Origin of the sequence: Corallococcus sp. CA041A, assembly GCF_003612075.1 — a bacterium.
GTDB classification, from domain to species: Bacteria; Myxococcota; Myxococcia; order Myxococcales; family Myxococcaceae; genus Corallococcus; species Corallococcus exiguus.
In genome coordinates this window covers 31,025-54,889 of record NZ_RAWF01000021.1, presented here as the reverse complement: position 1 = coordinate 54,889, position 23,865 = coordinate 31,025, and the positions used below count along the sequence as shown (strand labels likewise).

9 protein-coding genes (1 of these 9 running past the window's edge) are annotated in these 23,865 nt (G+C 70.7%); 2 read left to right on the top strand and 7 right to left on the bottom strand.

Annotation, left to right across the window (positions count from 1 at the left end; all coding sequences use genetic code 11):
* The 3 genes from D7V77_RS06420 to D7V77_RS06410 all read right to left on the bottom strand — a co-directional run.
* Positions 1-1,485, bottom strand: a 1,485-nt coding sequence (locus D7V77_RS06420; protein WP_147451999.1) for a DNA polymerase Y family protein, incomplete at its 3' end; no start/stop codon positions are given.
* 20 nt (positions 1,486-1,505) lie between these two features.
* The gene (locus D7V77_RS06415) at positions 1,506-2,360 is read right to left on the bottom strand and encodes an ImuA family protein (protein WP_120575388.1); all 855 of its coding nucleotides are present in this window, start codon (positions 2,358-2,360) and stop codon (positions 1,506-1,508) included.
* A 247-nt stretch (positions 2,361-2,607) separates the two neighbouring features.
* Complete coding sequence (locus D7V77_RS06410; protein ID WP_120575387.1) at positions 2,608-3,825, bottom strand: VWA domain-containing protein; 1,218 nt, start codon at positions 3,823-3,825, stop codon at positions 2,608-2,610.
* 270 nt (positions 3,826-4,095) lie between these two features.
* Between D7V77_RS06410 and lon the strand changes: the two genes are divergently transcribed.
* Together lon and D7V77_RS06400 are read left to right on the top strand one after the other, a co-directional pair.
* The gene (gene lon, locus D7V77_RS06405; protein WP_120575386.1) at positions 4,096-6,555 is read left to right on the top strand and encodes an endopeptidase La; all 2,460 of its coding nucleotides are present in this window, start codon (positions 4,096-4,098) and stop codon (positions 6,553-6,555) included.
* Positions 6,556-6,651: 96 nt separating this feature from the next.
* On the top strand, positions 6,652-7,632 hold the full coding sequence (locus tag D7V77_RS06400; RefSeq protein ID WP_120575385.1) for an aldo/keto reductase: 981 nt from the start codon (positions 6,652-6,654) through the stop codon (positions 7,630-7,632).
* 23 nt (positions 7,633-7,655) lie between these two features.
* On the opposite strand, the gene D7V77_RS06395 is transcribed toward D7V77_RS06400, so the two are convergent.
* The 4 genes from D7V77_RS06395 to D7V77_RS06380 form a co-directional block, all read right to left on the bottom strand.
* Positions 7,656-8,624, bottom strand: a complete 969-nt coding sequence (locus tag D7V77_RS06395; RefSeq protein WP_120575384.1) for an FHA domain-containing protein — start codon at positions 8,622-8,624, stop codon at positions 7,656-7,658.
* Entirely contained in the window at positions 8,612-9,958 is a 1,347-nt protein-coding gene (locus tag D7V77_RS06390) for a serine protease (RefSeq protein ID WP_120575383.1), read from the bottom strand. The genes D7V77_RS06395 and D7V77_RS06390 overlap by 13 nt, the downstream gene beginning before the upstream one ends.
* 68 nt (positions 9,959-10,026) lie before the next feature.
* Positions 10,027-10,695, bottom strand: coding sequence for a hypothetical protein (locus D7V77_RS06385; RefSeq protein WP_120575382.1), 669 nt, complete (start codon positions 10,693-10,695; stop codon positions 10,027-10,029).
* Between the two features lie 54 nt (positions 10,696-10,749).
* On the bottom strand, positions 10,750-23,865 hold the 3' portion of the coding sequence (locus tag D7V77_RS06380; protein ID WP_120575381.1) for a non-ribosomal peptide synthase/polyketide synthase. The gene runs 18,396 nt beyond the window's last position; 13,116 of the gene's 31,512 nt are visible here — the last part of the coding sequence; its start codon lies beyond the right edge, outside the window — the gene reads right to left on this strand; its stop codon occupies positions 10,750-10,752.

Genomic DNA, 23,865 nt, shown 5'->3' with positions numbered 1-23,865 from the left:
CACCCAGGCGGGCCCCAGCCCCTCGAAGTGCACGCGGTAGTAGTCCCTCTGGTACGGGGTGTCCGTCCACCATTCGCCACCCAGTCGCTCCGGCCCCGCCATCGCCGTCACCCGGTGCCGCCGCCCCGCGATCCGCGCCGCCAGCATCTCCCCGGACGCCGTCACCTCCGCGTCCAGCCGGGCCGGCTGGGCCAGCAGCCGCGACGGCCGCTCCCGGGCGGCCCCCGCCTCGCGCCAGACGGTGATGGGCGCGGCAGACTCCGGCGCCGGAGCCAGCGGGCCCGACGGGGACAGCAGACCGCGCCGCGCCTCTGGAGGATGGAAGGCCCGGGGCGTATGCGCGGACTCCGGCCGGTGCACGGCCTCCAGGGACGCGGCGAACAGCGCCCCCTCGCCCAGCGTCGTCGCCAGCCGCGACAGCACGCCCTCCAGGGCCGCGTCCCCCTCCGGCGCGTCCCCCAGCGCCAGCTGCTGGCCCAGGTCCTCGTCGTGCGCGTCCACCCGCACGGAGACCTCCGCCACTGGCCGCTCCAGTCGCAATTCCCCCAGCCGGTGCCGAGCCAGGTCCAACAGCAGCTTCGCTTGCGCCGTGGGCCGCGCCAGCAGGAGCGGCACCTGGGCCTCGCCGGTGGGGTCCAGGCGCAGCACGAAGGTGAGCCGCACCGCCGCCCGCTGCCGCCCGGACAGCCGCGCGCCCAGCCTGTCGAGCAGCGTCTTGAGCGCGAACTGCACGGGTTCGAAGGTGTCCGCGGGCGCGTCCAACACCACCCGATCCTCCAGCGCCTCCTCCAACGGATCCGGCGTGAAGGGCGTGTCGTCCACGCCCCGGCACCGCGCATGGACCCGGGCCGCACCGGCGCCTCCTCGCGCCGTCACCGCCCCGGCCGGCAGCGCCGCCACCTCTCCCAACGTGGACAGCCCCAGGACGGTGAAGGCCTTCGCCGCCGAGTCCTCCAGCGCGCCCATCGGAAGGGGCGCCAGAGCTCGCGCGCCCTGCCCCTCCGGCACCACCGCCACCCGCTGGGAGCCATACCGCGCCAGCACTCGCGAGGTGAACGCCTCCGACGCCACCGTCACGTGCGCCCGGTAGCCCTGCTCGCCGCAGACCTCCAGCACGCGCGCGCCCAACTCCCGTTCGCCGCCCACCAGGTGCGCCGCGCTCGCGTCGAACCACAGCCCGTCCGGTGCGTCGCGCTGGAAGCCAGGACACAGGCCGAGCAGCGACTCCCCCAGCGCGGCCAGCGCCTGGGCCTCGTCCTTCAACCGGTACGGGAAGTTCCGCAGCTCGGGCTCCAACGCGGTGGCCGCCGTCAGCGTCATCCCCGTCCGCACGCCGGCCTTCAGCGCGCGCGTGGAGGCGAACACCACCCGGCGCTGGCCGCGCACCTCCTCCACCAGCACCAGCGGCTGGCCCGCGAGCGCGGGCGACTCAATGACCTTGCGCTGCACCGGGAAGCGCGTGACGTGCAGGTAGCCCCTCCGCATGGCCCACCCTCTCTCTCTTGTCAGCGGCCGGCCGGGGACAGCGCGCTCCCCAGCGAAGGCATGGGCGCGTCCCGGCCGGGGCGCTGACCCAGGATGCCCATGCCGTTGCGCACGCGGTCGGCGGGGTCCCGGTAGAAGTCCGGCCCCGCATCCCCTGACGCCTCCACGTCCGCGTCCAGCAGCCGCGCTCCGGCATCCAGCCCCACCTCCGGGTAGAGCTCCCGCCAGGGGCTCACGACGCGCGTCCCCACGCCTCCGCCCCGGCTGCGCTCCAATTCCACGGACCAGCCCTGGACGCCCCGGGCCTCCAGTCGCAGCCGCGCGAGACCGTCCGCGGGCGCCTCCGGCGACGTCAGCAGCAACACCAGCGTCCCGCCTCGCGCCGCCGCGTCCGCGAGCTTGCGCGCCTCCGTCAGGGCCAGCCGCTCCGGACGGCCCGGAGCGCCCACGCCGAGCGTCAGATCCACCACCACCGCCGTGAAGGCACCACTGCGCGCCAGCTGCACGGCGGCCCACACCCGCTGCGCGAAGGCCTGGGGCCGCACGACGAGCAGCCGCTCCAGGTCCACGCCCAGCGCCGCCGCCGCGGGGGGATAGAGCTCCTTCGGACCATCCACCCACGCGCACAAGCGCAGCTCCCGGTGCGCGGCCGCCACCGCTCGCAACGCCAGGCTGGTGCGTCCCGACGCCGCCTCGCCGCACAGCTCCACGGAGTGCCCCAACGGCAGGCCACCTTGAGGCAGCAGCGCGTCCACCGCGTCCACGCCCGTGCGCAGCACCGACAGCGCGCGACGGGGCGCCGCCTGCAACTGGCGGATCCGTTCGCGCAGCTCCTCGACCACCGCCAACCCCGACCGTTCGACCGCCGCGCCCATGTGGCCTCCTCGCCTCGCGCACCGCGCGCGCATGGGGCCAGTATCCGAAGCCCTCTGACACCCAAACAGGCGGCATTCCGAGTGCATCGGACCTGTCGCGTCGGGTGCTCCACTCGACGGAAGGAGGCGGATCCGCGCGCATTATTTTTTTGGCACCGGACATGACAGGTCACGTGCGGGCCCACGAAAAAGGGCCCCGCGTCCTTCGCGGGGCCCTTCGGGTGATGCGCGGCGGATCAGCTCCGGGCTATCCGGCGCACAGCACCTTCACCTCCACCTTCGTGTCGCCCACGCGCCGCAGGCACGGGCCCAGGAAGAAGATGCGCGCGGAGCGGTCGCCGCTGGGGGGCTCGTAGCGGAAGTCGCCGTTGCCCGCCGTGCACGTCTGCACGGATCCATCCGCGCGCGTGACGTTCACCACCGCGAGCCGCGGATCCGGCAGGTTCACCACGGCCACGCTCTGCGCCACCGTGGCCAGGTCCGCGATGTCCAGCAGCGTCTGCTGGTAGCTCGTCTTGCAGATGGAATCCAGGTTCGCCCGGGTCGCGTCGAACGCCTTCGCCATGTCGCTCTGCCGGTAGCCGGGCCCGTAGGACGTCGGGCAGTCGACGTTGCGCACGTAGGTGGTGCCGCTCGTCGTGTCCACGATCAGCTCCGCGCGCTTGTCCGTCACCGCCACCGGCCCGATGGTCGCCCACAGCACCTCGCGCGACACGCCCTGGCTGTCACGCAGGCTCTGGAAGGCCTGGTAGTACTCCGACACCGGCGTCAGCTTGTCCCCCTGCTCCGTGCACGAGTCCACGGCCCGGTCCTCGCCCAGCGCCACCGGGGGCGGCCGCTGGGTGGAGCTGCAGTCCTCCTCGTCGGACACCACCACCACCAGCAGGCGGGCGTCGTCCCGCAGGAAGCCCCCGTTGCCCCCTTCCGCCAGGGGTTGGGTGGCCAGGGGCGAAGCGACCGCCAGCCGCACCGCCTCGAAGGGCGCTTCCTGGCCGCTGCCGGAGGTGCCCTGGTCCACCAGCCGCTGGAACTTGGGCAGCAGCAGCGGATCCGACCCCTCGATGAAGCGCTCGGCGGTGGGCTGGTTCGCCTCGTCCCTCACCGGCCGCAGCCGGCCCTCCTGATCCGGGAAGGAGCGGATGACGTCCGCCCCGTCCGCGAAGCGCTGGCGCTGGTACACGGAGGTGGTGATGACCCCCACGCGGAAGTCCTGGGACACACCGTTGCCCTCCTTCAGCGCGGCCAGGAAGGCGGGCAGTTCCGTCGCGATGCCCTGCTGCTCCTCGCTCATGGATCCTGAGTTGTCGATGACGAAGAGGATGTCCGTCTTCTGGGGGGCCACCAACGGAGGGCTCGCCTCGCAGGTGTCCGGGACCGTGGAGCCGTCATCATCCACGGGGGAGTGGCATCCGAGCGCCAGGAGCGCGGACAGCGACATCAGGTGGGCGCAGGTGTGGAGCTTCACATCGTCCTCCAGTGCGGGGACGCGCGCTCGCGCACCGCATCAGGCGTGAGAGGGGGCAAGCATGCCCCACCCCTTCACCGGACGCGAGACTTCTGGGCCGTTACATAGAGGAGAGTCGTACAGCCGACGAGGCACGGAAATAACGCACATCGCGTTTGCCATGTCCCTTTTGGTTGTTACGTTGGTTCATCCGCCGCAGAAAACAACCGGATGGTTCACCGGCCCGGCCGCTTGCTGACCGGGTTCAAGCAAGGAAGAGGCCGAACTCCCATGTCTGACGAGAAGAAGAAGGGCACCGCGGCCAGCGCCATGCCCACCGCGATGGCCCCTCCGGGGCTCATCAACAAGGAAGACATTCCGCAGGTGCTGCCCATCCTGCCGCTGCGCAACAGTGTCTTCTTCCCCGGCGGCGTGCTGCCCCTGGCCGTCGGCCGCCAGAAGACGATTGCGCTGATCAAGGACGCCGTCCGTGACGACCAGGTCATCGGCGTCGTGACGCAGCGCCGCGCCGAGGAAGAGGATCCGGGCGCGTCCGACCTGTACACGATGGGCACCGTCGCCCGCATCGTGAAGCTCTTGAAGATGGGCGAGGACAACTACTCGCTCGTGGTCCAGGGCCTCGCGCGCTTCCGCGTGATGGAGCTGGTCCAGGAAGCGCCCTACCTGAAGGCTCGCGTCGACGCGGTCGAGGACAAGACCTCCTCCGAGAACGTCGAGGTCGAGGCCCTGGGCATCAACCTGAAGAAGCTGGCGCGCGAGGTCATCGAGCTGATGCCCGAGCTGCCCGCCGCCGCCACGGAGCTGGTGGAGAGCATCACGCATCCGGGCCACCTGGCGGACCTCATCGCCGCCAACGTGGACGTGCCCATCGAGGAGAAGCAGGCCGTGCTGGAGACGGTCGACCTCAAGGCGCGCATGAAGCTCGTCCTGGAGCTGCTCAACCGCAAGCGGGAGATCCTCAAGCTCTCCAACAAGATCGACTCCGCCGTGAAGGGCGAGATGTCGAAGACCCAGCGCGAGTACTACCTGCGCCAGCAGCTCAAGGCGATCAAGGAAGAGCTCGGCGAGATGGGCGAAGAGGAAGAGGAGCTGGACGAGCTCCAGGAGCGCCTGAAGAAGGCCGCCCTGCCCCCCGAGGTGGAGAAGGTCGCACAGAAGGAGCTCAACCGCCTGAAGACGATTCCGGCGGCCTCCAGCGAGTACACCGTCGCGCGCACCTACCTGGACTGGATCGCGGACCTGCCGTGGTCGAAGATCAGCGAGGACAACCTCGACATCGAGAACGCGCGCCAGCAGCTGGACAAGGATCACTTCGGCATCAAGAAGGTGAAGAAGCGCATCCTGGAGTACCTGGCCGTCCGCAAGCTGAAGAACGACATGCGCGGGCCCATCCTGTGCCTCGTCGGTCCCCCGGGCGTCGGCAAGACGTCGCTGGGCCAGAGCGTGGCCAAGGCCACGGGCCGCAAGTTCGTGCGCCTGTCGCTGGGCGGCGTGCGTGACGAGGCCGAAATCCGTGGCCACCGCCGCACGTACGTGGGCGCGCTGCCGGGCCGCTTCATCCAGAGCATGAAGAAGGCCGGGACGAAGAACCCGGTCATGATGCTGGACGAAATCGACAAGCTGGGCGCGGACTTCCGCGGCGACCCGAGCGCGGCGCTGCTGGAGGTGCTGGACCCGGAGCAGAACAGCACGTTCAGCGACCACTACCTGGACGTGGCGTTCGACCTGTCGAAGGTCATGTTCGTCGCCACGGCGAACCAGCTGGATCCCATCCCCGGGCCGCTCCGCGACCGCATGGAGATCATCGAGCTGACGGGCTACACGTTCGAGGAGAAGCAGGCCATCGCCCGCATCCACCTCGTGCCGAAGCAGCTCAGGGAGCACGGCCTCAACGGGGACCACATCGAGATACAGGATGAGGCACTGCTCATCCTGACCACGTCGTACACCCGCGAGGCGGGCGTGCGTAACCTGGAGCGCCGCATCGCGGACATCTGCCGCGCGGTGGCGGTGGAAGTGGCCGGCGGCAAGATGGAGAAGCAGACCATCGGCGCGGAGCGGGTGAAGGAGATCCTCGGGCCCGAGATGTTCTACTCGGAGGTCGCGGAGCGCACGGAGGTTCCCGGTGTGGCGACGGGCCTCGCGTGGACCGCGGCGGGCGGAGATCTGCTCTTCATCGAAGCGACCAAGATGGCGGGCAAGGGTGGCATGACCCTGACCGGCCAGCTGGGCGACGTGATGAAGGAGTCCGCCACGGCGGCCCTGAGCTACCTGCGCAGCAAGGCGGAGGCGCTGGGCATCCCGTCCAACTTCCTGGAGAAGACGGACCTGCACCTGCACTTCCCCGCGGGCTCCATCCCCAAGGATGGTCCTTCGGCCGGCGTCACCATCCTGACCGCGCTCACCAGCCTGCTGACGGGCATCCGGGTGCGTCACGACACGGCGATGACGGGCGAGGCCACGCTGCGTGGCCTGGTGCTGCCGGTGGGCGGCATCAAGGAGAAGGTCCTGGCGGCGCACCGCGCGGGCATCAAGCGCGTCATCCTGCCGGAGCGTTGCCGCAAGGACCTGATCGACGTGCCGGATCAGGCGAAGAACGAGCTGGAGTTCATCTTCGCCACGAAGATGGACGAGGTCCTCAACGCCGCGCTGGAGACGTCTCCGTTCAAGGAGGGCGCCGCGATCGCCGCGCCCACCACGGACACGCCTCCGGCGGAAGTCCGGGCGTAACGAGGTCCATGGTTTGAAGTGACGCGGGCAGGTTCCCTTCATCGGGGACCTGCCCGTCGTCTTTTTCATGCAGGGCATACACGAAGGAGCGGACCCATGAAGTACGCCAACCTGGGACACACCGGCCTGCGGGTCTCCCGCATCTGCCTGGGCTGCATGAGTTACGGCACTCCGAAGTGGCGCCCGTGGGTGCTGGACGAAGAGGCGGCGCAGCCCTTCTTCCGCCGCGCGGTGGAGCTGGGCGTCACCTTCTTCGACACCGCGAACATGTACTCGGACGGGGTCAGTGAAGAGGTGACGGGCCGCGCGCTGCGCAAGTACGCGAAGCTGGACGAGGTGGTGCTGGCGACGAAGGTCTACTTCCCCACGGGCAGCGGCCAGAACGAGCGCGGCCTGTCGCGCAAGGCCATCACCCAGGCGTGCGAGGCGAGCCTCAAGCGGCTGGGCGTGGACACCATCGACCTCTACCAAATCCATCGGATGGATCCGAACACGCCCATCGAGGAGACGCTGGCCGCGTTGGATCAGCTCGTGCGCCAGGGGAAGGTGCGCTACCTGGGAGCGAGCTCCGCGTACGCGTGGCAGTTCATGCGAGCGCTCAGCGTGTCCGAGCGCAATGGCTGGGCGCGCTTCGTGTCCATGCAGAACCACTACAACCTGGTCTACCGCGAGGAGGAGCGGGAGATGCTGCCCCTCTGCGAGGCGGAAGGCGTGGGCGTCATCCCGTGGTCGCCGCTGGCGCGAGGACTGCTCGCGGGTTCGCGCAAGTCGCTGGACGACAAGGAGGCCACGACGCGCGCGGGCTCCGACACGCTGTCACCCATCCTCTACAACCAGCCCGGGGACTGGGACGTGGTGGAGGCGGTGAAGCAGGTGGCGGAGGCGCGCAAGGCCCCGCCCGCGCAGGTGGCCCTGGCGTGGCTGTTGTCCAAGCCCGTCGTCACCGCGCCCATCATCGGCGCGACGAAGCCCGAGCACCTGGAGGACGCGGTGAAGGCCGTGAGCCTCAAGCTCGCGCCGGAAGAAGTGAAGGCGCTGGAGGCCCCCTACAAGCCGCACGCGGTGCGCGGCCTGTAGGCGGTGCCAGGGGTGGACGCGCTTCAGCGCTCCTTCACGAGCGCGTCCACCTTCTTCTCCAGCGGCTTCACGTCCTCGAAGAACGAGTCCATGGAGTGCGCCGGGGCCACGCGCAGCACCGGCGGCAGGAGCGAGCGGGGGAACTCCAGCTCCTCACTGAAGGGTTCGTTGCCCAGCACCTCCGACGCGTTCGTGAGGATCAGCACGCCCACCGACGCGATGACGAGCCCGCGCACCACCCGCTTGCCGCTCCAGCGCGTCACGTAGCGCAGGTGCCAGTAGAGCCCCCACCCCACCAGTGCCAACACGGCCAGCATGCGCACGAAGCCCAGCCACGAGCCCAGCGAGAAGCTGAAGCTCACGAGCGCGAAGAGGGGCGGTAGAAGCGCGAAGCCCAGCAGCACCAGGGCGGCGATGGTGGTGTGCACGCGGAAGTGGAAGCGCTTGCGCGCGATGCGGCTCGCCAGAGACCAGCCTCCGGCCCACAGGAGCGCCAGTCCCAGGGGCACCACCGCGGACATCAGCAGGTCACCCCAGTCCGTCTTCCGGAACTGGGTCACCCGCTCGGAGATGAAGGACGTCACGACCAGCGCCTGCAGCGTGAACGCGAAGGCCCGGGGGCGCTCGATCAGACGCTCACTGGGGGCTTCGGGGGCTTCGTTGACGACCGTGTCCTCCACCACGAAGGAGCGGGGCCGGAAGCGCAGCACCGTGTCCCCCACGGACACGCGCGCGTCCGGGGTGATGACCAGTTCCTTCAGCGGCGCCCACGGCTCCACGCTGAAGGTGCCGTTGACGCTGCCCACGTCATGCAGCACCACCGCGCCGTCCTCGCGCCGCTCCAGGCGCAGGTGTTCGGCGGAGACCTTCGGGTCGTCCAGGATGATGTCGTTGGCGTAGCCGCGCCCCACCGTCACCGGCAGCGTGTCCAGCCGGTGGCGGGACTGGACGGCGTCCCCTTCCAGCACCTCCAGGAAGATCACTTCGCCCATGACAGGCCCTCCAGGTAGCGGCGCGCCAGCTTGCGAGCGTTCTCCGCGGAGAAGCCGCCCAGCGTGAGGCTGGTGTCCACGCCGTGTGTGGATGCGTTCAGCGTGGCCGCGCGCAGCACCAGGTCGTAGAGGCCCGGGAAGCGGCGGTAGGCGCGCATGCAGATGGCGGCGCGCACAGTGAGGCCGTTCACGTCCACGAACTCCGACTTGCAGCGGAAGTTGGTGACGTCCTCGCGCGTGGCGGCCACCGCGTCCGGGTCCTGCGAGAAGAGCGTGCTGTAGAGCGCGGAGAAGCGCATCGCGCCCAGCTTCTGGCTTTCCACGTGCTGGTGCAGGTAGGCCACCACGCCCGTGCGGTGGCTGGAGGACAGGAAGATGTCCTCCTCGGAGGAGCACTGGTAGCTCGTCACCGTGTAGGGCGTCTCCGGATCATGCGGCGTGTCGCCCCAGCACTTGAGGAAGGGGCTCCAGCGGCCGGGGACGCGGTACTCGCCCAGCGACTGCTTCGGCAGGTCCGTGGCCATCAGCCGGTCGGTGATGCGCTGCTGGTTGGCCAGCAGCTGATCCTTCACGGACGTCATCAGCGCGGCCGGGTCCGGAGGCGCTTCCTGCTCCAGCGCCCGGTCGAGCAGCGCCCGTGCACGGGCCACCGGCACCAGGAAACCCACCTGGTTGCCCATGGTGGCCACGTTGACGCCCACGACGCCGCCTTCACCGCTGAGCGTGGGTCCGCCGCTCATGCCGGGGTTGATGGCGCCGGTGAAGTGCACGCGCTCGTAGAGGGCGTCGCGCACCAGGCCGTTGTAGGTGCCCTCCACGATGGTGGTGCCCAGGTCGCGCGGGTTGCCCATGGCGAACAGGCGCGTGCCCTGCGGCGGTTCGTGTTCCTCCAGCTTGAAGTAGTCGCTGACGGGCGTGTCCACCTGGATGACGGCCAGGTCGCTCGCCACGTCCACCGCGAGCAGGCGCACCGGCACCGTCGCGTCGCCGCGGTCCAGCTCCGCGGTGTAGTCCTCCGGGTGGAGCACCAGGTCGGAGACGACGTGATAGTTCGTGAGGGCGTGGCCCTTCGCGCTCACGAAGAACGCGGAGCCGATGGAGGACTTCGTCCCGGAGCGGCGCTCGATGATGCGCACCTGCGAGACGCGGCCCTGGATGCGGCGGAACAGCTCGTGCGTGGCCGGGGGCAACGAGGCCACCGGCAGGGGCGGCACCACCACGTCCGCGATACCAGCGTCGGGCGCTGGAAGGGCCGGCGGGGTTGGAGACGCCGAGGGCGCCGGAGGAGCCACGGGCTCCTGCGAGAGCACGGCGACAAGAAGAAGGGAGAACATGGGCGGGCGGCACCGTATCCCACCGCGAGCCCCACCGGGGGACGCCTTGGCCCTCCTGTCAGGCCACGCTACGAAGTGGCCGGTCCCTCTCCCTGCCGGCGGCGGCGCCAGGCCGCGTACGACACCAACAGGGCCCCGGCCAGGGTGCCCGCCAGCGCCCCCGCGAGCCGACGGGAGACGACGCCCGTCACCGGAGCCTCCATGCGGAAGGTCTCCAGCGAGGCGCGCACCCCGGGGGCCAGGGCGTCCCAGCGGGCGGCGGGCGCGCTGACCGTCACCACGGCGTGGCGGCCTTCGGAGGCCAGCCCCGTCACCAGCACCGTGCGCACCTGCCCTGCTTCACGCAGCGTTCCCAACACCTCCACCCGGGGCACGGGCCCGCCCACGCGGTCCACCCGCTCCGGCGTCAGCGCCACGCCCAACTCCCGTTGGAAGTGCTGGACCACGGCGGTGGAGAAGGAGTCGCGCTCGGAAGGACTGGCGGAGAAGCCTCCGTCCACCACGGCGATGAGGAACGTGGCCGCGTCCGGGCCCTCTCCGTCCGACAGCGCCGCGGACAGGGCGCGCGTGCGCACGCCGTCCTCCGACACCGCGCCCACCTGCGAGCCGGTGTAGCGCTCCCAGCGCGCCATCCGGAACGTGTCCGGAGGCCGGAAGCTGTAGCCATCCCGCCGCAGCTCCGTGCCGAGCGCACCGGACAGCGACAACCACACACCGGTGAGGACGGGCAGGAGCACGGGCCCCGAGGATAACCCCGAAGCCCGCGCCGCGCCCGCTCCCCTGCCCCGCCGCTACCCGATCTTCTTCTTCAGGTCGTCCACCGGCGTCGTGTGCGTGACGATGCGGGACTGGAGCTCCCGCGCCACGTTGGTGATGAGCGGCTTGCGCATCATCGTCATGTGCGTGCCCGGCATGTCCACGACCTCCACGCCGCCGGTGACGAACTCCTCCCAGCCGGTGTGCTCACGCGTGTCCGGCCGCTGGCTGGCGCGCAGCAGCACGATCTTCCCGTCGAGCGGCTTCGCGTCGTACTGCGTGAAGGCGCGCGAGGTGGACTCGAACACCCGGTACAGGTTGCGCACGCGCTCCACGCCCACGTCGGCGATCTGCGTGTCACCCTGGCTGCCCACCTCGTAGAAGTAGTTCACGCGCTCCGCTTGCGTCATCTGGGAGATGCGCTCGCGCAGCTCCAAGGGGTCACGGCCGGTGGTGGCCGCCAGCATCATGGTGAGCTCGGAGGTGAGCATGTCCTCCAGGACCTGCTCCGGCGTCTTGTCCGGCACCATGTGCTGCACGGTGTACGCGTCGATGCTCGCCAGCAGCGCCACCTCTTCGCCCACGGCGCGCAGCTGCCGCGCCATCTCGAAGGCGATGATGCCGCCCAGCGACCAGCCCGCCAGGTGGTAGGGCCCGTGCGGCTGCACCTCGCGCACGGACGCCAGGTACAGCGCGGCCATCTCCGCCACGGTGCCCAGGGGCTCCTCGCCCTCGGTGCCCCGGGCCTGCAGGCCGTAGCACGGCTGATCCGCGTCCAGCTCACGCGCCAGGTCCACGTAGCAGAGGACGCCGCCGCCCGCCGGGTGGATGGCGAACAGCGGAGGCTTGGTGCCCTCCGGCTTCAGCGCCACCAGCGGCGACCAGGCGCGTGACTCGGCCTCCAGCAGCGCGGCCAACTGCTCCACCGTCGACGCCTGGAACAGCGACGCCAGGGGCAGGTTCTTGCCGGTGAGCTGCTGGATGCGGCCCATGAGCTGCACCGCCAGCATGGAGTGGCCGCCCAGGTCGAAGAAGTCGTCGCGGATGCCAATGGGCGACATCCCCAGCGTCTCCTCCCAGACTCGGACCAGCTGCAGCTGAAGCGGCGTGCACGCCACCACCAACATGGAGCCTTCCGCGCGAGCGGTGTCCGGCGCGGGCAGCGCGCGGCGATCCACCTTGCCGTTGGACGTGAGCGGCAGCGACTCCAACGTCATGAAGGCGGACGGCACCATGTACTCAGGCAGCGTGCGCCGCAGCTGCTCGCGCAGCTCCGGGACTCCCGCCACGCTCTGACCCGGCGCGCCCACCAGGTACGCCACCAGGCGCTTGTCGCCCGGCACGTCCTCGCGCACCAGCACCACGGCCTCGCGCACGCTCGGGTGCGAGAGCAGGCCCGCTTCGATTTCGCCCAGCTCGATGCGGAAGCCACGCACCTTCACCTGGAAGTCCGCACGGCCCAGGTACTCCAGCGTGCCGTCAGGACGCCACCGCGCCAGGTCGCCGGAGCGGTAGAGCCGCGCGCCCGGAACGGTGCTGAACGGATCCGGGATGAAGCGCTGCGCGGTCAGCTCCGGCCGGCCCAGGTAGCCGCGGCTCAGGCCGTCGCCGCCCACGTACATCTCACCCGTGACGCCTGGAGGCACCGGCTGTCCGTGCGCATCCAGCACGTACACCTGGAGGTCCGGAATCGCGACGCCCACTTCGCTGCCGCGCCCGCCCTCCGCGTCCGCCGCCTTGAGTGCGCGGTAGGTCACGTGAACGGTCGTCTCGGTGATGCCGTACATGTTGACGAGCACCGGCGCGTTGTCCGCGTGGCGCGCGTACCACGGGCGCAGGCTGCCGAACTCCAGCGCCTCGCCGCCGAACACGACCGTGCGCAGGGACAGGCCCTCGTGGTCGCCCGTGCGCTCCTCATGCTGGATGAGCTGACGGAACGCGGACGGCGTCTGATTGAGCACCGTGACGCCCTCGCGCTTGAGCAACGCGTGGAAGTCCGCGGGCGTGCGGCTGACTTCGTACGGCACCACCACCAGCTTGCCGCCGTACAGCAGCGCGCCCCACATCTCCCAGACGGAGAAGTCGAAGGCGTACGAGTGGAACAGCGTCCACACGTCCTTCGCGCCGAAGTTGAACCAGTGCTTCGTGCCGTCGAAGAGGCGCACCACCTGGGCGTGCTCAATCTGCGCGCCCTTGGGACGGCCCGTGGAGCCGGACGTGTAGATGACGTACGCCAGGTGATGCGGCGCCACGCCGCTGTCCGGCGTCGTGGTGGGCGCGGAGGCCCAAGCGGCGGCATCCGAGTCCAGGCACAGGCGCTTCGCCGCGCCCGACGGCACCACGTCCAGCAGGTGCTGCTGCGTGAGCACCACCGGCACGCGAGCGTCCTCCACCATGAACTCCAGGCGATCCCGCGGGTACGCCGGATCCATGGGCAGGTACGCGCCGCCGGCCTTGAGGATGGCCAGCAGGCCCACCATCAGCTCCAGCGAACGCTCCACCGCGAGGCCCACCAGGACCTCCGGCCCCACGCCCAGCGTGCGCAGGTGATGCGCCAGCTGGTTCGCCCGCGTGTCCAGCTCGCGGTACGTGAGGCGCTGTTCGGCGTAGGTGACCGCGATGGCGTCCGGGGTACGGGCCGCCTGCCGCTCGAACAACGTGTGCAGGCACGCGTCCACCGGGAAGCGGAAGGACGTGTTCCAGTCCGTCACCACCTGCGTGCGGTCCTCCTCCGTGAGCAGCGGCAACTGGTGCAGCCGCGCGTCTGGGTTCGCCCCGATGCCCGCCAGCAACACGCCCAGGTGCCGGGCGAGCCGCTCGGCGGTGCTCGCGTCGAACAGGTCGGTGTTGAACTCGAGCCCGCCCTCGATGCCGTTCGCCGTCTCCGTGAGGCCCAGCGACAGATCGAACTTCGCGGTGCGGTGCTCCACCTCCACGCCTTCCAGGGTGAGGTCGGTCAGCGTGAACGCCCCTTCCGGCGCGTTCTGCAGCGTCATGGACACCTGGAACAGCGGCGTGCGGCTGGTATCGCGCGTGGGCGCCAGCTCCTCCACCAGCTTCTCGAACGGCACTTCCTGGTGCGCGTACGCGCCCAGCGTCGTCTCCCGCACGCGGCCCAGCAGCTCGCGGAACGTGGGGTCGCCGTCCAGCTTCGTGCGCAGCACCAGCGTGTTGACGAAGAAGCCGATGAGGCCTTCCGTCTCCGCGCGCTGGCGGCCCGCGATGGGCGTGCCCACGCTGATGTCATCCTGCCCGGAGTAGCGAGACAGCAGCGTCTGCCACGCGGCCAGCAGGACCATGAAGGGCGTGGTGCCCTCCTTCAACGCCAGGGCCCTGAGCGTCTCCGTCAGCTCGCGGCTGACCTTCACCGGGACGCTGGAGCCGTGCGACGTCTGCACGGCCGGACGCGGACGGTCCGTGGGCAGCTCCAGCGCGGAGGGCGCGCCGGTCAGCTGCTGCTTCCAGTATCCGAGCTGCTTCTCCAGCACCTCGCCCTGGAGCCAGCCGCGCTGCCAGCCCGCGTAGTCCGCGTACTGCACCGGCAGCTCCGGCAGGGACGGCGTGCCGCCGTTGGAGAAGGCCTCGTAGGACGCGGCCATCTCGCGCACCAGCACGCCCATGGACCAACCGTCGGAGACGATGTGGTGCATGACGAGCAGGAGGATGTGCTCCTCCTCATCCAGCTTGAGCAGCTTCACGCGCAACAGCGGGCCGGTGGCCAGCTGGAACGGCTGCACCGCTTCGTCGTCCGCGAGCCGGCGGGCCTCGTCATGGCGCTCCGGATCCGCGATGTCGGAGAGGTCCACCACCGGGAGCGGCAGCGACACCGCCGGGTGGATGACCTGCGTGGCCTGTCCGTTGTCCAGGTGGAACGACGTGCGCAGCGATTCGTGCCGGCGCACCAGCTCCGTGAAGCTCTGCTCCAGCGCCATCACGTCCAGCGAGCCCTTCAGGCGAAGGACCATGGGGACGTTGTAGGCCGGGCTGGACGCGTCCAGCTGGTGCAGGAACCACAGGCGCTGCTGCGCGAACGACAGCGGCAGGCGGCCCTCGCGCGGCAGCGGCACGATGGCGGGCGCCTGGGTGCCCGCGCCGGCCTGGAGCGCCTGGTCGATGAGGACGGACAGCTTCTGCACCGTGGGCGCGTTGAAGACGTCTCGCAGCTGCAGGTCGATCCGGAAGATGCTCCGGACGCGCGACAGCACCTGCGTGGCAAGCAGCGAGTGCCCGCCCAGCTCGAAGAAGTCGTCCGTCGAGCCCACGCGGTCCACGTTCAACAGCTCGCTCCACGCTCCGGCGAGCAGCTGTTCGGTGGGAGTGCGCGGCGCGATGAACGCGTCGTCCTGCGCGCGCTCGTCGCTGGGGAGGGGCAGCGCCTTGCGGTCCACCTTGCCGTTGGAGGTCACCGGCAGCGCCTCCAGGACCACGAAGGCGGACGGCACCATGTACTCCGGCAGCGTGCGCTCCAGGTGCTCGCGCAGGCCCTTGCGGTCCAGGGACTCCACGTCACCCGCGACGTAGGCGACCAGCCGCTTGTCGCCGGCCACGTCCTCGCGGACGACGACGACGGACTCGCGCACGCCGTAGGCGCCCATGAGGGCGGATTCGATCTCCCCCAGCTCGATGCGGTAGCCACGCACCTTCACCTGGTGGTCGACGCGGCCCATGTATTCCAGCGTGCCGTCGGCGCGCCAGCGGGCCAGGTCGCCGGAGCGGTACAGCCGCGCTCCAGCGTCGGTGCTGAACGCATCCGGCACGAACTTCTCCGCCGTGAGCTCCGGCCGGCCCAGGTAGCCGCGGCCCACCTGCACGCCGCCGATGTACAGCTCACCCGGCACGCCCACCGGCACGGGCTGCAGCTGCGCATCCAGCACGTACATCCGCGTGTTGGGCAGCGGCTTGCCGATGCGCACCGCGCCGGAGGCGGAATCCTCCGGGGCCACGACGTGCACCGAGCAGCCCACCACCGTCTCCGTGGGGCCGTACTCGTTGATGAGCCGCGTGGCCGGCGCGTGCTTGCGCCAGAACGCCAGCTCTTCCGAGAAGAGCGCCTCGCCGCCGATGACGAAGGCGCCCGTGCGCCCCGCCGCCGCGTCCGCGCCCAGCAGGTCCGACAACAACCGCAGGTGGCTGGGCGTCAGCTTCACCAGGCTGAAGCCCGTGCCTTCACGCAGCACGTCCGCCAGGCCTTCCACGCCCCGCGTCTCCGACACCATCACCACGCCCCGGCCCGCGACCAGCGGCGCCAGCATGCTGGTGACGGTCAGGTCGAACGCGAGCGACGAGTGCACCGGTGCGCCCGCCCCCGTATCCAGCCCGTACGCCGACAAGCACCACGTCAGGTAGTTGGACACGCCGCGGTGCTCGATGGCCACGCCCTTCGGCTTGCCCGTCGAACCGGACGTGTAGATGACGTACGCCAGGTTGCCGGCCGTCACCGCCGTCACGGGCGCGTCCTCGCGCTCGCGGGAGATGCTGCGCTTCCAGTCGCCATCCAGGCTGATCAACTGCTGGGTGGTGACGGGCAGCTCGTCCGCCAGCGAGTCCTGCGTCAGCACCACCGGCACCTGCGTGTCCTCCAGCATGAAGGACAGGCGATCCAGCGGGTACTTCGGGTCGAGCGGCACGTAGGCGCCGCCGGCCTTGAGCACGCCCATCACGGCGATGACCATCTCCAGCGAGCGCTCCAGGCACAGGGCGACCTTCACCTCGGGCCCCACGCCCAGCCGGCGCAGGTGGTGCGCCAGCTGGTTGGCCTTCGCGTCCAGCTGCCGGTACGTGAGCTGCTCACCCTCGAAGGTCGCGGCGATGGCGTCCGGGGTGCGGGCCACCTGCTCCTCGAAGCGCTGGTGGATGCAGGCATCGCGCGGGAAGTCGGCCCGCGTGTCGTTCCACGTCGTCAGCAACTGCGTCCGCTCGCCATCCGTGAGCAGCGGCAGGCGCTGCACGGGCACGTCCGGCTGGGACGCCACGCCCTCCAGCAGGACGCGGAGGTGCTCCAGCATCCGCTCTGCGGTGCCGGCGTCGAACAGGTCGGAGTTGTACTCCATGGCTCCGCGCAGCTCTCCGTCCACCTCCGACAGGGTCATGTTCAGATCGAACTGCGCGGTGCGGTGCTCCAGCGGGACGGCGCGCAGCGTGAGGCCCTTGACCTCCAGCTCCGGCACCGGCGCGTTCTGGAACGACAGCAGCACCTGGAACAGCGGCGTGCGGCTGGTGTCGCGCGTGGGCGCCAGCTCCTCCACCAGCTTCTCGAAGGGCACTTCCTGGTGCGCGTACGCGCCCAGCGTCGTCTCCTTCACCTGGGCCAGCAGCGCGCGGAAGGACGGGGTTCCCTCCAGCTTCGTGCGCAGCACCAGCGTGTTGACGAAGAAGCCGATGAGGCCTTCCGTCTCCGTGCGGCCACGGCCCGCGATGGGCGTGCCCACGCTCACGTCGTCCTGACCGGAGTAGCGCGCGAGCAGCACCTGCCATGCGGCCAGCAGCACCATGAAGGGCGTGGCGCCTTCCTTCAGCGCCAGGGCCTTCAGCGTGTTCGTCACCGGCTTGCCCACGCGCAGGTTCACGCTGGCGCCCCGGTACGTCTGCACCGCCGGACGCGGGCGGTCCGTGGGCAGCTCCAGCGCGGCGGGCGCGCCAGTCAGCTGCTGCTTCCAGTACGCCATCTGCTGGGCCAGCACGTCACCCTGCAACCAGCCGCGCTGCCAGCCCGCGTAGTCCGCGTACTGCACCGGCAACTCCGGCAGGGACGGCGCGCGGCCGGAGGCGAAGGCCTCGTAGAGGGCCGCCATCTCCCGCACCAGCACGCCCATGGACCAGCCGTCGGAGACGATGTGGTGCATCGTCGCGAGCAGCACGTGCCGCTGGGCCTCCAGCTTGAGCAGCTTCACGCGCAGCAACGGACCGTTCGCCAGGTGGAACGGACGCTGCGCCTCTTCGTTGGCCCGACGCTGGGCCTCGGCCTCGCGGACGTCCTCGGGCTGACCGGACAGGTCCACCACCTGAATCGGCAGCGTCGCGGCCGGGTGGACGACTTGCGCGGGCTGGCCGTCGCGCATGGGGAACGTGGTGCGCAGCGATTCGTGGCGGCGCACCAGCTCCGTGAAGGCGCGCTCCAGCGCGGACACGTCCAGCGTGCCCTCCAGCCGCACCGGCAGCGGGAGGTTGTAGAAGGCGCTGTCCGGCTCCAGCTGGTTGAGGAACCACAACCGCTGCTGGGCGAACGACAGCGGCATCCGCTCCGCGCGCGGCAGCGGCACGAGCGGCGGCGCCCTCACGCCCCTGCCCTGCGCCACGAGCGCGTCCACGCGCCGGGCCAGGTCCGACACCGTGGGCGCCTCGAAGAGCGTCCGCAGCGGCAGCTCCACGTCGAAGGCCTCGCGGATGCGCGACGCCAGCCGCGTGGCCATGAGCGAGTGGCCACCCATCTCGAAGAAGTGGTCCTCCACGCCCATGCGCTCCACGCCCAACAGCTGCGCGAAGAGGGCCGCGAGCAACTCCTCCGTCGGCGTGCGCGGGGCCACGAAGGTGCGCGTGCGCGACACCTCGCCCGTCGGCGCGGGCAGGGCCTTGCGGTCAATCTTGCCGGCGGGCGTCAGCGGCAGCGCTTCCAGCACCACGAAGGCCGAAGGCACCATGTACTCCGGCACCTCGGTCTTCAGGTGGCGGCGCAGCTCCACCGCGTCCAGCGTGCCCGCGGCCTGGGGCACGACGTACGCCACCAGGCGCTTGTCGCCCGGCGCGTCCTCGCGCACCACCACCGCCGCCTCACGCACCTCCGCGTGGTGCAGCAGCACGGATTCGACCTCACCCAGCTCGATGCGGAAGCCGCGCACCTTCACCTGGGAGTCGATGCGGCCCAGGTACTCGAGCTCGGCCAGGGACGTCCACCGCACGCGGTCACCCGTGCGGTACAGCCGGGCACCCGGCTCCTGGCTGAACGGGTTCGGGATGAACCGCTCCGCCGTCAGGTCCGGCCGGCCCTGGTAGCCACGCGCCAGGCCCGCGCCCGCCACGTACAGCTCGCCCGGGACGCCCGTCGGCTGGGGCCGGAGCGCGTCATCCAGCACGTACACCTGCACGTTCGCCCACGGCTTGCCGATGGTGAGCCGCTCCGGGTTCGCGCCGTTCTCGGTCAGCGTCGCGCAGACCGTGGCCTCCGTGGGGCCGTAGGCGTTGATCATCAAGCGCCCTTCGCCCCACTTGCGCGCCAGCTCCACGCTCAGCGCCTCGCCGGCGGAGATGACGGTGCGCAGGCCCTCCAGCCCTTCCGTGCCCAGCTGCGCGAGCACCGACGGCGTCAGGGTGATGGCGGTGATGCGCTGCTCCTGGAGCAGCGTGCGCAGCGGCTCATCCGGCAGCAGCCGGTCGCGCGGCGCGAGCACCAGCGTGGCCCCGGCGACGAGCGTGCCGAACACCTCGCACACGCTGGCGTCGAAGCTGGACGCCGCGTACTGCAGCACCCGGCTGCCCGGCGCGTAGCGGTGCGCGCGGCCCGCCTGGATGGCCGTGTTCACCAGGCCCTGGTGCTGGAGCAGCGTGCCCTTGGGGCGGCCCGTGGAGCCGGACGTGTAGATGACGTACGCCAGGTTGGCGGAGGTCATGTTCACGGACGGCGCCGTGGTGGGCAGTGCCTGGAGCACGTCCCGCACGTCATCCAGGTGCAGCCCGACACGGTCTTCCGCGTGCAGGCCCGGCATGGGCTCGCCGCGCGTCACGAGCACCGTGGCGCCGCTGTCCTCCAGCATGTAGTCGAGCCGGTCGATGGGGTACGCCGGGTCGAGCGGTACGAACGCGCCGCCGGCCTTGAGCACGCCCAGCATGCCGACCACCAGATCCAGCGAGCGGTCCAGGCAGAGCGCCACGCGCACTTCCGGCGCGACGCCCAGGGTGCGCAGGTGGTGCGCCAGCTGGTTCGCCTTCGCGTCCAGCTGCGCGAACGTGAGCGACGTGTCCTCGTAGACGAGCGCCACGGCGTCCGGCGTGGCGCGGGCATGCGCCTGGATGAACGACTGGATGCACGCCTCGCGCGGGAACTCCACGCGGGTGTCGTTCCACACCACCAGCGCCTGCCGCGCCTCGTCCTCCGTCATCAGGGGCAGCGCCATCACGCGCTGGTCCATGTCCGTGGCGATGCCTTCCAGCATCATCACCAGGTGCTGCACCAGCCGTTCGGCGGTGGCGCGGGAGTACAGGTCGGAGTTGTACGCGAGCCGGCCCAGGAAGCCCTCGGACGCGTCCGCCAGCGACAGGGACATGTCGAACTTCGCCGTGCGCGCTTCGGCCTCGAACGTCTTCAGCGTGAGGCCGGCCACGGACACCTGACCGGACAGATCCTCCGCCTGGAGCACGAACATGGCCTGGAAGAGCGGCGAGCGGCTGGTGTCGCGCACCGGGTGCAGTTCCTCCACCAGCTTCTCGAACGGGACCTCCTGGTGGACGTGCGCGGACAGCACCGTGTCACGCACCTGGGTCAGCACGTCGCGGAAGGACGGGTTGCCCTCCAGCTTCGCGCGCAGCACCAGCGTGTTGACGAAGAAGCCGATGATGCCCTCCGTCGACGAGTGCCCGCGGCCCGCGGCCGGAGAACCCACGCTGATGTCGTCCTGGCCCGCGTGGCGCGCCAGGAGCACCTGCCACGCCGCCAGCAGGAACATGAACGGCGTCACGCCCTTCTCGCGGCACAGCGCCTTGATCCGCTGCGACAACGGATGCGGCACCTTCACCGCCACGCCGCCGCCCGAGTACGTCATCACCGCCGGGCGCGGGAAGTCCGTGGGCAGCTCCAGCGCGGAGGGCGCGCCGGACAGCTGCTGCCGCCAGTACTCCACGTGCTTGCTCATCACGTCGCTGCGCAGCCAGTCGCGCTGCCAGCCCGCGTAGTCCGCGTACTGAACCGGCAGCTCCGGCAGCGGCGACGGCTTGTCCTCGCGGAAGGCCGCGTAGAGCGCGGCGATTTCCCGGACGAGCAGGCTCATGGACCAGCCGTCCGTGATGATGTGGTGCAGCGACAGGAGCAGCACGTGCTCCGTCTGCGACATGCGCAGGATGAGGGCGCGCATGAGCGGCCCCGTGGCCAGCTTGAAGCCGCGGTTGGTCTCCGCGTCGGCCAGACGCTTCGCCTCGGCCTCGCGCTCCGCGTCCGGCAGGCTGCTCAGGTCCACGACGTTGAGCGACGCAGGCGTGGGCGCGTGGATGCGCTGCACGGGCTGATCGCCTTCCGCGTGGAACGTGGTGCGCAGCGATTCGTGGCGGCGCACCAGCTCCGTGAAGGTCCGCTCCAGCACTCCCACGTCCAGCTCACCCTCCAGACGGACGGGCAGCACGATGTTGTAGAACGCGCTGTCCGGCTCCATCTGGTCCAGGAACCACAACCGCTGCTGGGCAAGACCCAGCGGCAGCGAGCCCTCGCGCGACAGCGGCACGATGGGCGGAGCCTGGAGTCCCTGCTCCGAACGCACGGACTGATCCACGCGCTGGGCCAGGTCCGCGATGGTGGGCGCTTCGAAGAGCGCGCGCAGCGGCAGCTCCACGCCGAACGCCTCGCGGATGCGCGAAGCGACCTGCGTGGCCAGCAGCGAGTGCCCGCCCAGGTCGAAGAAGTTGTCGCGCACCCCTACCCGCTTCACGTCCAGGATCTCCGTCCAGACCGTGGCGAGCATCTCCTCCGTCGGCGTGCGCGGCGCGGCGAACTCCGCCTCGCTGCGCTCCGTGCGGGAGTCGGACGGCGCGGGCAGCGCCTTGCGGTCCACCTTGCCCGCGGGCGTCATCGGCAGCGACTCCAGCACCACGAAGGCGGACGGCACCATGTACTCCGGCACCTCGCCCTTCAGGTGGCGGCGCAGCTCCGCCACGTCCAGCTCCGTGTCCTCCTGCGCGACGACGTAGGCCACCAGGCGCTTGTCGCCCGGCACGTCCTCGCGCACCACCACCGCCGCCTCACGGATGTCCGTGTGGTGCAGCAGCACGGACTCGACTTCGCCCAGCTCGATGCGGAAGCCACGCACCTTCACCTGGAAGTCGATGCGGCCCAGGTACTCCAGCTCGCCCGTCGCCAGCCAGCGCACGCGGTCACCCGTGCGGTACAGCCGCGCGCCCGCGTCCGTGCTGAACGGATGCGGCACGAACTTCTCCGCCGTCAGGTCCGGCCGGCCCTGGTAGCCACGCGCCAGCGCCACGCCGCCGATGTACAGCTCACCGCCCACGCCCACCGGCACCGGACGCTGCGACGCGTCCAGCACGTACACCTGCGCGTTCGCCCACGGCTTGCCGATGGTGATCCGCTCGGGGTTGACGCCGCCTTCGGTCAGCGTCGCGCAGACCGTGGCCTCCGTGGGGCCGTAGGCGTTGATCATGAGGCGCCCCGCGCCCCACTTGCGCGCCAGCTCCACGCTCAGCGCTTCACCGGCGGACACCACGCTGCGCAGACCCTCCAGCCCTTCCGTGCTCAGCTGCGCGAGCACCGACGGGGTCAGCGTGGCGGTGGTGATGCCCTGCTCCTTCAGCAGCGTGCGCAGCGGCTCGTCCGGCATCAGCCGGTCGCGCGGCGCGAGCACCAGCGTGGCGCCCGCGGCCAGGGTGCTGAAGATCTCCCAGACGCTGGCATCGAAGCTGGACGCCGCGTACTGCAACACGCGGCTGCCCGGCCCCACCCGCTTCGCCGCGGCGGCGCGCAGGGCCGTGTTCACCAGGCCCTGGTGCTGGAGCAGCGTGCCCTTGGGACGGCCCGTGGAGCCGGACGTGTAGATGACGTACGCCAGGTTGTGGGCGGACACGCCCGTGCGCGGCGCCTCTTCCGGCATCCGCTCGATGGCGTCCACGTCCATGTCCAGCTGGATGGTCAGGCGGCCGTCGGTGGGCAGCGAGTCCATCAGCGACTCCTGCGTCACCAGCACCGGCGCGCCCGAGTCCGACAGCATGTAGTCGAGCCGCTCCACCGGGTACGACGGATCCAACGGGATGAACGCGCCACCGGCCTTGAGGATGCCGAGCATGCCCACCACGAGATCCAGCGAGCGCTCCAGGCAGAGCGCCACGCGCACCTCGCGTCCGACGTACCGGCGGCGCAGGTGGTGCGCCAGCTGGTTCGCCTTCACGTCCAGCTCCGCGTACGTGAGCGACTGGTCCTCGTACACGAGGGCCACCGCGTCCGGCGTGGCCTCCGCGTGCGCTTCGATGAGCGAGTGGATGGTCGCCTCGCCCGGCAACTCCGCGCGGACGCTGTTCCAGCCCACCAGCACCTGGTGCCGCTCCTCGGCGGACAGCAGGGGCAGATCACCCACGGGCGCCTCGGGCTTCGTCACGATGCCCGCCAGCAGCACGTGCAGGCGCGCCATCATCCGCTCCGCGGTCGCACGGGCGAACAGGTCGGAGTTGTACTCCAGGCGGCCCACGAAGCCGTCCGCCGCGTCCAGCATGGACAGGGCCAGGTCGAACTTCGCGGTGCGCGCTTCCGCCTCGTAGGCGCTCAGCGTGAGGCCCGGCACGGACAGCTTCGCCGCCAGCTCCTGGTGCAGCACGAACCACACCTGGAAGAGCGGCGAGCGGCTGGTGTCGCGCACCGGCTGCAGCTCTTCCACCAGCTTCTCGAACGGCACTTCCTGGTGCGCGTGCGCGCCCAGCACCGACTCCCGCACCCGCGCGAGCACCTGGCGGAACGAGGGGTCCCCTTCCAGCCGCGTGCGCAGCACGAGCGTGTTGATGAAGAAGCCGATGAGGCCTTCGGTCTCCATGCGGCCACGGCCGGCCACGGGCGAACCCACCGTGACGTCGTCCTGGCCCGCGTGGCGCGCCAGCAGCACCTGCCACGCGGTGAGCAGCAGCATGTACGGCGTGACGCCTTCCTTCAGCGCCAGGGCGCGCAGGGCATCCGACAGCTCGCGCGGCAGCGTGAAGGGCAGCGTCTCACCGCGGTACGTCTGCACCGCCGGGCGCGGGAAGTCCGTGGGCAATTCCAGCGCGGAGGGCGCGCCGGTCAGCTGCTGCTTCCAGTAGCCGACCTGCTTCTTCAGCACGTCGCCCTGGAGCCAGCCACGCTGCCAGCCCGAGTAGTCCGCGTACTGCACCGGCAGCTCCGGCAGCGGCGACGGCTTGCCCTGGCGGAAGGCCTCGTAGAGCGCGGCCACTTCGCGCACGAGCACGCCGCGCGACCA

Coding starts and splice junctions, on each gene's coding strand:
- D7V77_RS06415 (WP_120575388.1), bottom strand. CDS start 2,360: ATGGGCGCGGCGGTCGAACGGTCGGGGTTGGCGGTGGTCGAGGAGCTG.
- lon (WP_120575386.1), top strand. CDS start 4,096: ATGTCTGACGAGAAGAAGAAGGGCACCGCGGCCAGCGCCATGCCCACC.
- D7V77_RS06400 (WP_120575385.1), top strand. CDS start 6,652: ATGAAGTACGCCAACCTGGGACACACCGGCCTGCGGGTCTCCCGCATC.
- D7V77_RS06395 (WP_120575384.1), bottom strand. CDS start 8,624: ATGGGCGAAGTGATCTTCCTGGAGGTGCTGGAAGGGGACGCCGTCCAG.
- D7V77_RS06390 (WP_120575383.1), bottom strand. CDS start 9,958: ATGTTCTCCCTTCTTCTTGTCGCCGTGCTCTCGCAGGAGCCCGTGGCT.